13 protein-coding genes are annotated in these 12,735 nt (G+C 59.8%); 9 read left to right on the top strand and 4 right to left on the bottom strand.

Going from position 1 to position 12,735, the window contains the following annotated elements; genetic code table 11:
* The first annotated feature begins 294 nt into the window (after positions 1-294).
* The 3 genes from LCH64_RS25080 to LCH64_RS25070 all read left to right on the top strand — a co-directional run bounded on the left by LCH64_RS25080 (position 295) and on the right by LCH64_RS25070 (position 2,028).
* A complete protein-coding gene (locus LCH64_RS25080) occupies positions 295-570 on the top strand; it encodes a hypothetical protein (protein ID WP_003222690.1) in 276 nt (91 codons plus the stop codon).
* A gap of 261 nt (positions 571-831) precedes the next feature.
* Positions 832-1,416, top strand: a complete 585-nt coding sequence (locus LCH64_RS25075) for a papain-like cysteine protease family protein (protein WP_003222689.1) — start codon at positions 832-834, stop codon at positions 1,414-1,416.
* Between the two features lie 12 nt (positions 1,417-1,428).
* Positions 1,429-2,028, top strand: a complete 600-nt coding sequence (locus tag LCH64_RS25070) for a hypothetical protein (protein ID WP_226501602.1) — start codon at positions 1,429-1,431, stop codon at positions 2,026-2,028.
* A gap of 62 nt (positions 2,029-2,090) precedes the next feature.
* On the opposite strand, the gene LCH64_RS25065 is transcribed toward LCH64_RS25070, so the two are convergent.
* Positions 2,091-3,431 (bottom strand): DEAD/DEAH box helicase, encoded by a 1,341-nt coding sequence (locus LCH64_RS25065; RefSeq protein WP_003222685.1) that lies wholly within the window; start codon positions 3,429-3,431, stop codon positions 2,091-2,093.
* 191 nt (positions 3,432-3,622) lie between these two features.
* On the opposite strand from LCH64_RS25065, the gene LCH64_RS25060 reads away from it, so the two are divergent.
* Positions 3,623-4,921 carry a mechanosensitive ion channel family protein gene (locus LCH64_RS25060; RefSeq protein WP_226501601.1) on the top strand — a complete coding sequence of 433 codons (1,299 nt, stop codon included), beginning with the start codon at positions 3,623-3,625 and terminating at the stop codon, positions 4,919-4,921.
* A 108-nt stretch (positions 4,922-5,029) separates the two neighbouring features.
* Here LCH64_RS25060 and LCH64_RS25055 read toward each other — a convergent pair whose 3' ends face one another.
* The 3 genes from LCH64_RS25055 to LCH64_RS25045 all read right to left on the bottom strand — a co-directional run bounded on the left by LCH64_RS25055 (position 5,030) and on the right by LCH64_RS25045 (position 7,384).
* Positions 5,030-5,896, bottom strand: coding sequence for a carboxylate/amino acid/amine transporter (locus LCH64_RS25055; RefSeq protein ID WP_103484443.1), 867 nt, complete (start codon positions 5,894-5,896; stop codon positions 5,030-5,032).
* A 343-nt stretch (positions 5,897-6,239) separates the two neighbouring features.
* Positions 6,240-6,839, bottom strand: a complete 600-nt coding sequence (locus tag LCH64_RS25050; protein WP_103484442.1) for an FMN-dependent NADH-azoreductase — start codon at positions 6,837-6,839, stop codon at positions 6,240-6,242.
* Between the two features lie 230 nt (positions 6,840-7,069).
* Positions 7,070-7,384: a 3-phosphoglycerate kinase gene (locus tag LCH64_RS25045; RefSeq protein WP_201138464.1), complete on the bottom strand. Its 315-nt coding sequence runs from the start codon at positions 7,382-7,384 to the stop codon at positions 7,070-7,072.
* A 49-nt stretch (positions 7,385-7,433) separates the two neighbouring features.
* Between LCH64_RS25045 and LCH64_RS25040 the strand changes: the two genes are divergently transcribed.
* From LCH64_RS25040 to aqpZ, 5 genes are all read left to right on the top strand, one after another.
* Positions 7,434-8,357, top strand: a complete 924-nt coding sequence (locus LCH64_RS25040; RefSeq protein WP_025110609.1) for a LysR family transcriptional regulator — start codon at positions 7,434-7,436, stop codon at positions 8,355-8,357.
* A gap of 14 nt (positions 8,358-8,371) precedes the next feature.
* Positions 8,372-9,175: an alpha/beta hydrolase gene (locus LCH64_RS25035; RefSeq protein WP_226501600.1), complete on the top strand. Its 804-nt coding sequence runs from the start codon at positions 8,372-8,374 to the stop codon at positions 9,173-9,175.
* Between the two features lie 3 nt (positions 9,176-9,178).
* Entirely contained in the window at positions 9,179-9,736 is a 558-nt protein-coding gene (locus LCH64_RS25030; protein ID WP_003222673.1) for a peptidylprolyl isomerase A, read from the top strand.
* An 88-nt stretch (positions 9,737-9,824) separates the two neighbouring features.
* Positions 9,825-11,657, top strand: a complete 1,833-nt coding sequence (locus LCH64_RS25025; RefSeq protein ID WP_226501599.1) for an ABC transporter ATP-binding protein — start codon at positions 9,825-9,827, stop codon at positions 11,655-11,657.
* Positions 11,658-11,948: 291 nt separating this feature from the next.
* Positions 11,949-12,644, top strand: coding sequence for an aquaporin Z (gene aqpZ, locus LCH64_RS25020; RefSeq protein WP_201138467.1), 696 nt, complete (start codon positions 11,949-11,951; stop codon positions 12,642-12,644).
* Positions 12,645-12,735 lie beyond the last annotated feature (91 nt).

Below are 12,735 nucleotides of genomic sequence, written 5' to 3'. Positions count from 1 at the left end.
AACAATCGCAGAACCACTTGCGAAGAGTTTGTTCGATCCCTCGAAATCACCGATTGATATCAATGTGATGGCGCGATGGTAGATTGCCATCATTCTGACGTCAATAAGTCGTACCACGTCTTTTTTCGCAACGGCTCTAGCCCGCGGCTTTTCCTCAAGAAGGCTACTTTTCAGGGGGGATCGCGACCGTTCGGTCACTCCAAATGGGCCGGTAAAAATACTGTCACTGAACTTTTCACCGTCCGAAACTCTCCACCGATTAACCCGCCTTACCCGGAACGGAGGCCCGCCCCCATGAAAACCCTGCTCAAGTTAACCCTCGCCGCCACACTCGCCTGCGCCCTGCCCGTCTGGGCCTGCACGCCGGAAGAAGCCACCGCCAAGCGTGAGCAACTGGCCAAGGAAGTCGCCAAGCTCACCGAGCAGAACCCCACCAAGGCCAAGGAGATCAATGCCGAGTTGCAGAAAATGGACTTGGGCACGGCCAGTGCGGATTTGCCGGACAAATGCCAGTTGATTGATCAGCGCTTGAAAGAGCTGGATTCGGCCGAGAAAAAAACCGAGAGCTAAAGCAAGAGCAAAAGATCGCAGCCTTCGGCAGCTCCTACACCGATCCCTGTAGGAGCTGCCGAAGGCTGCGATCGTTTGCTCTTGAAAATGCATTTGTGCATTTATTTTCTTGCACAAACGCATATTCAGACTATGGTTACATCGAGCAAGGAGATCGGCACCGTTCATCGCAGATGAAAACCGTTGACTACCGATCGCTCGGCAATACCGCAACACAATCACAAGCTGGACGCTTGTTTTCATTCATGGAGGACTGAAAAAATGTTAACCACTCAAGCAACATCATTCACCGGCGAGAGCCTGCCAAGGTGCCTCGTCGGCCACCTGCTCGACCCGCAACTGGTCGAGGTTGAAGCCACTGCGCAAACTGCGGCACTGGCCGCCGCCAACCTCAACTTCACCATGCAGAAACAGACGCAGACCAACTGGTGCTGGGCCGCCGTTTCCGCCTCGGTCGGCAACTACTACGGCACCGGGAACTGGACACAGTGCGGGGTCGCGAGCACCCAACTGGATCGCAACTGCTGCAACCAGCCAGGTCCGTGCAACGTCTACGGCTATCTGGATTCGGCCCTGCAAACCACCCGCAGCTACAACGGGATGAATCAGGGTTCGCTGCAGATGTCGGCCATTCAGAACCAGATCAACATGGGTCGCCCGGTCGGCCTGCGTTGCGCCTGGTACGGTGGTGGCGCGCACTTCCTGGCGATCTACGGCACCAACGGCAACTACGTGCTGGTCGCCGACTCGATCTACGGTTACTCGACTCGCGCGCTGAACGCGTTCCCCGGTTCGTACAACGGCGGCGGCAACTGGACTCACACTTACTTCACCGCGAAAAACTAGGAGGGCGACATCATGCAACTGACTTATCCAAAGGCGCCTTCCAACGGCGTACAGACTTTGCGTCCGGTGCTGCAAGCCGCGCTGCAAAACCAGGGCTTCGGTATCAACCGCCAGTTCGCCAATGCGACACCGGCCAAAGTCAGCCTCAGCGAAGCCTATCGCGGCTACTCGCTGACGCTGGACGATCTGAGCCAGGGCAAGGGTCTGAAAGACGCACGCATCGGTGACTGGCATTACCTGGTATTTGCCGACGGCGTGAGCATTGCCGATGCGCAACTGGCCGAGGTGCGTGGCCATGTCGAGTTCGCTTCGCTGAACCACGGCACCCGGGCCGCCGACACCGTGGGCGCGCTGAAACTGGCGGAACAGGCGCCGCAATTGCAGGGCAAAACCGTTGAACTACGGGTGCTGTTTGTCTCTGCGCTACACGTCGTGGCGATCTGGCTGCACGCTGACGGTGAGGATGTACTGATCCCGATCGAGCCGACGCCGAAAGAGCTGGGCGACTCACGGTTGTACAGCGAAGCAGCGCTGCTCGCCTTGCTTAAACCGGCGGCAGATCGCGCCAAACAGCGCTTTGACGCGGACACCAGCGGACTGTTGGGGAACTGATAAACCCTGCGTATAAAAAAACCCGGACACTGTCCGGGTTTTTTATTGCCTGCGAAAACGCCTTACTCAGCCGCTGGCTCAGCCGGCTTGCGACGCTTGAGCGGGGCCATGCCGTCGCTGCTCACCAGCGAATCCGGCTTCGGACGGTTGGCGCTCTTGCGCTTGGTCGGGGTCTTGGCGGCGGTTTTCTTCTTGTCGCCCTTGGCGTCGGTCTTTTTCTTCTTCACGCCGACGGCTTTGCCCGAGGCCTTGACCTTTTTCGGCCCGCCGTAGGTGCCTTTGACTTCCTTGATGGTTCGGCGCTCGAAGCTCTGCTTCAGGTAGCGCTCGATGCTCGACATCAGGTTCCAGTCGCCGTGGCAGATCAGCGAGATCGCCAGACCGTCGTTGCCGGCACGGCCGGTACGACCGATGCGGTGCACGTATTCGTCGCCGCTGCGCGGCATGTCGAAGTTGATCACCAGATCCAGGCCATCAACGTCCAGACCACGGGCCGCGACGTCGGTCGCTACCAGGATCTTCACGCCGCCCTGCTTCAGACGATCGATCGCCAGTTTGCGATCCTTCTGGTCTTTCTCGCCGTGCAGCACGAACGCCTTGTATTCCTGAGCCACGAGGCGACCGTAGATGCGGTCAGCCATGGCACGGGTGTTGGTGAAGACGATGGCCTTCTGGTAAGTCTCGTTGGCCAGCAGCCAGTTGACGATCTGTTCTTTGTGCTGGTTGTGGTCGGCGGTGATGATCTGCTGACGGGTGGTCGAGTTCAGTTGGCTGACCGCGTTGAGTTGCAGGTGCTCAGGGTTGTTCAACACCTTGGCGACCATTTCACGCAGACCTGAACCGCCGGTGGTGGCGGAGAACAGCATGGTCTGCTGACGGTTCGGGCATTCGTCGACCAGACGCTGCACGTCTTCAGCGAAACCCATGTCGAGCATGCGGTCGGCTTCGTCGAGCACCAACACTTCGACTTCCTTGAGGTCGAGGTTGCCGGCGTTGAGTTGCTCGATCATCCGGCCCGGGGTACCGATCAGGATGTCCGGCACCTTGCGCAGCATCGCCGCTTGCACCTTGAAGTCTTCACCGCCGGTGATCAGGCCGGACTTGATGAAGGTGAACTGCGAGAAGCGTTCAACTTCTTTCAGGGTCTGTTGGGCCAGTTCGCGGGTCGGCAGCAGGATCAGGGTCTTGATGCTGACGCGAACCTTGGCCGGGCCGATCAGGCGGTTGAGGATCGGCAGGACAAAAGCGGCGGTCTTGCCGCTACCGGTTTGCGCCGTCACCCGCAGGTCACGCCCCTGGAGCGCCAGCGGAATGGCCGCTGCTTGCACAGGCGTTGGCTCGACAAATTTCAGCTCGGCCACGGCTTTGAGCAGGCGTTCGTGCAGGGCGAATTGGGAAAACACGGGTGCTACCTCGAAGATATGCAAAAAAACAGCTGCATAGGTTACCGGTTTCGAGCGCTCAGGCCGAGTTTCTTTATACAAACGGGCGTAATCAGTGGCTTTTTTGTTGCTCGATTTGTCTCCAACGGTAATACACAGCGTCTTAAATGCTCTAATCGCCTATCGCGTCTTACAGAAGAATCGTTGCTCACATGGATTTCAAACAGCTCTGGCTCAACGCCCAAGACCTCTGGGGTGCCCTCGAACAGCACCCGTTCCTGCAATCCGGCCTGGCGCTGATGCTGCTCTTGGTGATCGCGCTGGTCCTCGGACGAGTGGCGCGCTATCTGATCCTGCATGCCAGCCGCATGCTCGGCCGTCAGCCGGCCTTGCACTGGATCAACGATTTTCGCCACAACAAGGTGTTTCAGCGCCTGGCGCAGATGACGCCGTCGCTGGTGATCCAGTTCGGCCTGCACCTGGTACCGGAACTGAGCAAAACCGCGATGACCTTCCTCGGCAACGTGGCGCTGTCCTTCACCATCCTGTTCCTGCTGCTGTCGGTCAGCGCCCTGCTCAATGCGCTGCTGGACATCTACGCACGCACCGAACACGCCCGCACCCGCTCGATCAAGGGCTATGTGCAACTGGCTAAAATGGTGCTGTACGTGTTCGGTGCGATCATCATCGTCGCCACGCTGATCGACCGTTCGCCACTGTTGCTGCTCTCCGGTCTGGGTGCGATGTCGGCGGTAATTCTGTTGGTCTACAAGGACACCCTGCTGTCGTTCGTCGCCAGCGTGCAACTGACCAGCAACGACATGCTGCGGGTCGGCGACTGGATCGAAATGCCGCAAGTCGGCGCCGATGGCGACGTGGTCGATATCACCTTGCACACGGTCAAGGTGCAGAACTTCGACAAGACCATCGTCTCGATCCCGACCTGGCGCCTGATGTCCGAATCGTTCCGCAACTGGCGCGGCATGCAGCAGTCCGGTGGGCGACGGATCAAACGCAGCCTGTTCATCGACGCCAGCGGCGTGCGTTTTATCCGCGACGATGAAGAAGAAAAGCTCTCGCAGGTGCACCTGCTGACCGGTTACATGGCCCGCAAGAAAGCCGAGCTCAAGGCGTGGAACGAGGCGCAGGGCAATGTGGCGGCGATGTCGGCCAACCGCCGGCGCATGACCAACATCGGCACCTTCCGCGCTTACGCATTGGCCTATCTGAAGAGTCACCCGGAGGTACAGCCGAACATGACCTGCATGGTCCGCCAGATGCAGACCACCGCGCAGGGCATTCCGCTGGAGATCTACTGTTTTACCACCACCACGGTGTGGGCCGACTACGAGCGGATTCAGGGGGATATTTTCGATTATCTGCTGGCGGTGCTGCCGGAGTTCGGGTTGAGCCTGTATCAGCAGCCGAGTGGTGGGGATTTGCGGACCGGGTTGTTGCCGGCGGTGTTGGGTTCAGCGCACATTCCAGAACCGCAAAAACACCTCATGTAACCCACAGATCAGAACTGTAGGAGTGAGCCTGCTCGCGATAGCGGTGTATCCGACAAATCAAAGTTGACTGTCACACCGCTATCGCGAGCAGGCTCACTCCTACAGGGGTTATGCGGTGGCTTGGGAATTGCGGATGCCCAACCGGCTGATCCACACTGCCGCCAGAATCACGCTGCCGCCAAGCAACAACCTTCCCAGTTCCTCATGCTGATTCCAGATCAGCAAATTCAGCAGCAAGCCCACCGGCACATGCAGGTTGTTCATCACCGCCAGCGTGCCGCCGTTGACCATGCACGCGCCCTTGTTCCACCAGTACATCCCCAGCGCCGTCGAGACCAGGCCGAGGAACAGCAACACGCCCCATTGCAGCGGCGCTTCGGGCAGGAAGTTGGCTTTGCCGAACAGCAGAAACGCCGGCAACACCACCGCCAGCGCGCCGAGGTAGAAGAAGCCGAAACGCCGGTAATGCGGCAGATCGCTCGGGTGTTTCGCCACCAGATGCTTGTACAGCACCTGCCCGGCGGCGTAGGTGAAGTTGGCCAGTTGCAGCAGCAGGAAACCCATGAAGAAGTCCGGGTTGATGCTGTCGAAACGAATCACCGCCGCACCGCCCACCGCCACCAGCGCGGCCACCAGCGCCCAAGGGTTGAAGCGCCGGTTCAACGCATCTTCGATCAACGTCACGTGCAGTGGCGTGAGGATGGTGAACAGCAGCACCTCCGGCACCGTCAGCACGCGGAAGCTCAGGTACAGGCAGACGTAGGTGATGCCGAACTGCAACGCGCCGATCAGCAGCATGCCGCGCATGAACGCCGGTTCTACCGAGCGCCAGCGGGTCAACGGAATGAACACCAGCCCGGCCAGCACCACACGCACCAGCACCGCGAAGTAGCTGTCGACGTGCCCCGCCAGGTACTCGCCGATCAGACTGAAGGAAAACGCCTGAATCAGCGTGACAAAAAGTAGATAGCCCATGGTCGCCTCTGTTTCGAATGGCGGCGACGATAGCGGTTTTTACGCCAGACCGCGAACCTCAGGCAACACTGAACCCTGTGGGAGCGGGCTTGCTCGCGAAAGCATCGTGTCAGTCGACGAATAGTTGACTGACACACCGCCTTCGCGAGCAAGCCCGCTCCCACAGGGGTTACACGTTGCTCAGATAATTGCAGGCAAAAAAAAGCCCGATCTCGCTAAAGCGTTCAATCGGGCTACAGCACTCAGGAGCAACAAGTGCAAAGGGAGGTTCGATGCGCGTAGGGCCTTGAAGGGGTTGCGCCAGGTCACTAGAACAATCGGCGATTATCTGGGGATTAACCTGTCAAGCGACCTGGGACAGTTTGGCGTTGGCCTGATTCAGGCCCTTCTCCTGGAAGTCGCCGCCCAGGTTCATGCCTTCGGCGTGAATGAACGTCACGTCGTGGATGCCGATGAAGCCCATGACCTGACGCAGGTACGGTTCCTGATGGTCGGCCGGGCCGCCGGCATAGATGCCGCCGCGAGCGGTGAGCACATAGGCACGCTTGCCGCTGAGCAGGCCTTGCGGGCCGGTTTCGGTGTACTTGAAGGTCACGCCGGCACGCAGCACGTGGTCGAGCCAGGCCTTGAGAGTGCTCGGGATCGCGAAGTTGTACATCGGCGCGGCCATCACCAATACGTCGGCGGCGAGCAATTCATCGGTCAACTCGTTGGATCGATCCAGCGACGATTGTTCGTTGGCGTTGCGCTGCTCGGCGGGCTTCATCCAGCCGCCCAGCAGGTTGATGTCCAGGTGTGGAACGGGGTTCACGGCGAGGTCACGCACGGTGATCTGATCGTTGGGGTGCGCGGATTTCCACTGGCTGATGAAGGTCTGGGTCAGTTGACGGGAAACCGAGTCTTGCTGGCGGGCACTGCTTTCGATGATCAGAACGCGGGACATGGTGTGTAGTCTCCATCCGAGAATGTTGTAGGTCGATGGAGTGAAGGTTAAACAGGGATGGATCGATGAAAAAGCGCAAATAATTGCTGCAAAGCATCGAATAATTCGTTTAGATGCTGACACGTACACGTAGGAGTGAGCCTGCTCGCGATAGCGGTGTGTCAATTGACGCATTCTCTGACTGATACACCGCTATCGCGAGCAGGCTCACTCCTACAAGGGATCGACCGTTATTTCGGGGAGCAGCTCAGGTCGATGCGCAGCCTGATGATCTCGCGGGAGAACTTGGCCGTGGCGTTCGTATGCTTGCGGGCCGGGATTTCGATGTTGCGCGTACGGGGTGCTTCCGGACCATTGTTGAATACGACTTTGCAGGTAGCGTCCACGTCGCCGTAGTTGGCGACCCGAATCGAGCCGATGTCCTTGTCGGTATCGTGGGTTTCGTAGTCGATCTTCAAGCCATTGAGGTTTTTCTGCACGTCGATCGGGTAAGCAAACGCCGTCAGCGGCAGCAGCGCCAGCAACACACAACAGAATTTTTTCATTCGCCAGTCTCCATGAGGGACGGCCAGCTTAGGACAAGAGGAGCTATTGATGAAAGCGCCCCGCGTGACCCTTGATCAATGGCGAACATTGCAAGCCGTGGTCGACCACGGCGGCTTCGCCCAGGCCGCCGAGGCCTTGCACCGTTCGCAATCGTCGGTGAGTTACACCGTCGCCCGCATGCAGGACCAGCTCGGTGTGCCGTTGCTGCGCATCGACGGACGTAAAGCGGTGCTCACCGAGGCTGGTGGCGTGCTGCTGCGCCGCTCGCGCCAACTGGTGAAACAGGCCAGCCAGCTGGAAGACCTCGCCCACCACATGGAACAGGGCTGGGAGGCCGAAGTGCGGCTGGTGGTCGATGCAGCCTACCCGAGCGCACGCATCGTCCGCGCGCTGACTGCGTTCATGCCGCAGAGTCGTGGCTGCCGCGTGCGGCTGCGCGAAGAGGTGTTGTCGGGGGTCGAAGAGGTCTTGCTCGAAGGGGTCGCCGATCTGGCGATCACCGGCCTGAGCATTCCCGGCTACCTCGGTGCGGAATTGAGCGACGTCGAGTTTGTCGCGGTCGCCCACCCGGATCACGCGCTGCATCGGCTCAATCGCGAACTGAGCTTCCAGGATCTGGAAACCCAGATGCAGGTGGTGATTCGCGACTCCGGTCGCCAGCAGCCGCGCGACGTCGGCTGGCTTGGCGCCGAACAGCGCTGGACGGTCGGCAGCCTCGCCACCGCTGCCACGTTCGTCAGCAGCGGTCTGGGCTTCGCCTGGCTGCCGCGGCACATGATCGAACGGGAATTGAAGGAAGGCACGCTCAAGCTGCTACCGTTGGATCAGGGCGGCAGCCGCAACCCGAGCTTCTATCTGTATTCGAACAAGGACAAGCCGCTGGGCCCGGCGACACAGATCCTCATCGAACTGCTGCGCACCTTCGACACCTTGCCGCTGGACGCACCGTTCGCCGCCCCTGAACAAGCCTGACACGGAGTTCACCGATGGCCTATTTCGAGCACGAAGGTTGCAACCTGCACTACGAGGAATATGGCCACGGTTCGCCGTTGCTACTGGTTCACGGACTCGGTTCGAGCACCCTGGACTGGGAAATGCAGATCCCGGCGCTGTCGGCGCACTACCGGGTGATCGTTCCGGACATTCGCGGTCACGGTCGCTCGGACAAACCCCGCGAGCGCTACAGCATCGCCGGTTTCAGCGCAGACCTGCTGGCACTGATCGAACACTTGAACCTCGGCCCGGTGCACTATGTCGGGCTGTCGATGGGCGGGATGATCGGCTTTCAGTTCGGCGTCGATCAGCCGCGGATGCTGAAAAGCCTGACCATCGTCAACAGCGCCCCCGAGGTCAAAATCCGCAGTCGCGACGACTATTGGCAGTGGTTCAAGCGCTGGAGTCTGATGCGCGTACTCAGCCTTGCGACCATCGGCAAGGCCTTGGGCAGCAGACTTTTTCCCAAGCCTGAGCAGGCCGAACTGCGGCAAAAAATGTCCGAACGCTGGGCAAAAAACGACAAACGTGCTTATCTCGCCAGCTTCGACGCGATTGTTGGCTGGGGCGTTCAGGAACGACTTTCGAGAATTTCCTGTCCAACCCTCATCGTCAGCGCCGACCGTGACTACACACCCGTCGCGCTGAAAGAAACCTATGTAAAACTGCTGCCGAATGCGCGGCTGGTGGTGATCGCCGATTCGCGCCACGCCACCCCGCTCGATCAACCCGAACGCTTCAATCAAACGCTGCTGGAGTTTCTTGCCGCAGCCGACACTCAATCTCAGGATCACTGACCCATGCTGAAAAAACTCGCCCTCGCCGCTGGTACTGTGCTGTTTGCCGCCAACCTGATGGCTGCCACGCCTGCCAAAGCACCGCACGTGCTGCTGGACACCACCAACGGTCAGATCGAAATCGAACTGGATTCGGTCAAGGCGCCGATCAGTACCAAGAACTTTCTGGATTACGTCAACAGCGGCTTTTACACCAACACCATTTTCCACCGTGTGATCCCGGGTTTCATGGCTCAGGGCGGCGGTTTCACTCCACAGATGCAGCAGAAAGACACCAAGGCGCCGATCAAGAACGAACACAAAAACGGTCTGGCCAACGTCCGTGGCACCTTGTCCATGGCCCGCACCTCCGCACCTGATTCGGCGACCAGCCAGTTCTTCATCAACGTCAAGGACAACGATTTCCTCGACCAGGGTGATGGCTACGCCGTATTCGGCAAAGTGGTCAAAGGCATGGACGTGGTCGACGTCATCGTCAACTCGCAAACCACCACCAAAAGCGGCATGCAAAACGTGCCTGTCGACCCTGTGATCATCAAGTCGGCCAAAGTCATCGACTAAGCTGTACAGGGCGTATCGAGCGGCGCTGGCCTGACGCCACGCCGCTCACACCGATAAAAGGAGAGCCCGGCTTCCGGGCGGTTATCTGATGCTCTATCGCCGTTTCGAACAACTGATCGACATATTCCGCGACGCTCCGACGGCGTCCCCTCCAGATCGTGTCTGGCCCTTCTATACCTACTACCTGAAACAAGTCTGGCCGAGCTTCGCTGCTCTGCTGGTGGTTGGCCTGTTTGCCGCGTTGATCGAAGTGGCGCTGTTCAGTTACCTGAGCCGCATCATCGACCTCGCCCAAGGCACGCCCAACCCGAATTTCTTCAGCGACCACGCCCTCGAACTGACGTGGATGGTGGTGGTTGCGCTGGTGCTGCGGCCGATCTTTTTCGGCCTGCACGATCTGCTGGTGCATCAGACCCTGAGCCCGGGGATGACCAGCATGATCCGCTGGCAGAACCACAGTTACGTGCTCAAGCAGAGCCTGAATTTCTTCCAGAACGACTTCGCCGGGCGTATCGCCCAACGCATCATGCAGACCGGCAACTCGCTGCGCGATTCCGCGGTGCAAGCGGTGGATGCGCTGTGGCACGTGGTGATCTACGCGATCAGTTCGCTGGTGCTGTTCGCCGAAGCCGACTGGCGCCTGATGATCCCGCTGCTGACGTGGATCGCTGCCTACATCGGCGCGCTGTATTACTTCGTGCCGCGGGTGAAAGAGCGTTCGGTGGAAGCTTCCGACGCACGCTCGAAACTGATGGGGCGGATCGTCGACGGCTACACCAACATCGCCACCCTGAAGCTGTTCGCCCACACCAATTTCGAACAGCACTACGCCAAGGAAGCCATCGAAGAACAGACGGTCAAGGCACAGATGGCCGGCCGCGTGGTGACCAGCATGGACGTGGCGATCACCACCATGAACGGCCTGCTGATCGTCGGCACCACCGCGCTGGCGCTGTGGCTGTGGACGCAGTCGCTGATCACCGTCGGCGCGATTGCCCTGGCCACCGGTCTGGTGATCCGCATCGTCAACATGTCCGGCTGGATCATGTGGGTAGTCACCGGCATCTTCGAAAACATCGGCATGGTCCAGGACGGTCTGCAGACCATCTCGCAACCGGTCAGCGTCACTGATCGCGAACAGGCCAAACCGCTGGCCGTGGCCCGTGGCGAAGTGCGTTTCGAGCACGTGGATTTTCACTACGGCAAGAAGAAAGGCATCATCGGCGACCTCAACCTGAACATTAAACCCGGCGAAAAAATCGGCCTGATCGGGCCGTCCGGCGCCGGCAAATCGACCTTGGTCAACCTGCTGCTGCGCCTCTACGACGTCGAGGGCGGACGCATCCTGATCGATGGGCAGAATATCGCCGAAGTCGGCCAGGAAAGCCTGCGCGCACGCATCGGCATGATCACGCAGGACACCTCCCTGCTGCACCGCTCGATCCGCGACAACTTGCTGTATGGCAAGCCTGACGCCACCGACGCCGAGCTCTGGGATGCGGTGCACAAGGCCCGCGCCGACGAGTTCATTCCGTTACTGTCGGACGCTGAAGGTCGCACTGGTTTCGATGCGCACGTCGGCGAGCGCGGGGTGAAGCTGTCCGGCGGTCAGCGCCAGCGCATCGCGATTGCCCGGGTGTTGCTCAAGGACGCGCCGATCCTGATCATGGACGAAGCGACCTCGGCACTCGACTCGGAAGTGGAAGCGGCGATCCAGGAAAGCCTGGAAACCCTGATGCAAGGCAAAACCGTGATTGCCATTGCTCACCGCCTCTCGACCATCGCCCGTATGGATCGGCTGGTGGTGCTGGAAAACGGCAAGATCGCCGAGAGCGGCACCCACGCCGAACTGCTGGCACATCGCGGCCTGTATGCGCGGTTGTGGGCGCACCAGACCGGAGGGTTTGTCGGAATCGATTGATTATTGGATCAATACAACTCCAATGTGGGAGGGGGCTTGCTCCCGAAAGCGGGGTGTCAGTACCGAACATTTGTCTGACACACCGCATTCGGGAGCAAGCCCCCTCTCACAATACATCGAGAACCGCCACAGGCCTCTAACCACGGGCTCTGGCGGTTTTTTCATGCCTGCTGGAAATCCATCCAAAGCCTGCTGTACTCAGCCAAGGCTCCAGCACGGAACCTGTCGTAAATCTGCAGGGAAGCACAACGCAATACAGTCTCGATAGCATGGGCTATCAAGGACTCTCTCATGTCTCTGTTCAAACGTTCAGTCACGGAGTTGTTGGGTACGTTCTGGCTGGTTCTGGGTGGCTGTGGCAGCGCGGTCATTGCAGCGTCTTCGCCGTTGGGCATTGGAGTGCTGGGGGTGGCCCTGGCATTTGGTCTGACGGTGCTGACCATGGCATTCGCCATCGGTCACATCAGTGGCTGTCACCTCAATCCTGCGGTGTCGGTCGGGTTGGTGGTCGGCGGGCGGTTTCCGGCGAGAGAGCTGCCGGCCTACATCATCGCCCAGGTAGTGGGCGGGATACTCGCCGCTGCCCTGCTCTACTACATCGCCAGTGGCAAGGAGGGTTTTGACATCGCCGCCGGCCTGGCCTCCAACGGTTACGGTGAGCACTCACCGGGCAAATACTCGATGGCGGCCGGGTTTGTCACCGAACTGGTGATGACCGGAATGTTCGTGATCATCATCCTCGGCGCCACCGACAAACGCGCCCCGGCGGGCCTCGCACCGATCGCCATCGGTTTGGGCCTGACGCTGATCCACCTGATCTCGATCCCGGTCACCAACACCTCGGTCAACCCGGCGCGCAGCACCGGCCCGGCGCTGATGGTCGGCGGCTGGGCGATCGCGCAGTTGTGGATGTTCTGGGTCGCGCCGCTGCTGGGCGCAGTGGTGGGCGGGACGCTTTATCGCTGGCTGGGTAAAGAGGACACCTGACACCACTGGAGATCCCCTGTGGGAGGGGGCTTGCTCCCGAATGCGCCGTTTCAGTCACTATTTACTGCACTGACACACCGCATTCGCGAGC

It is taken from the genome of Pseudomonas sp. MWU16-30322, assembly GCF_020515535.1.
In the GTDB taxonomy this organism is placed as follows: Bacteria; Pseudomonadota; Gammaproteobacteria; order Pseudomonadales; family Pseudomonadaceae; genus Aquipseudomonas; species Aquipseudomonas fluorescens_H.
This window is presented reverse-complemented; position numbering and strand designations above follow the sequence as displayed.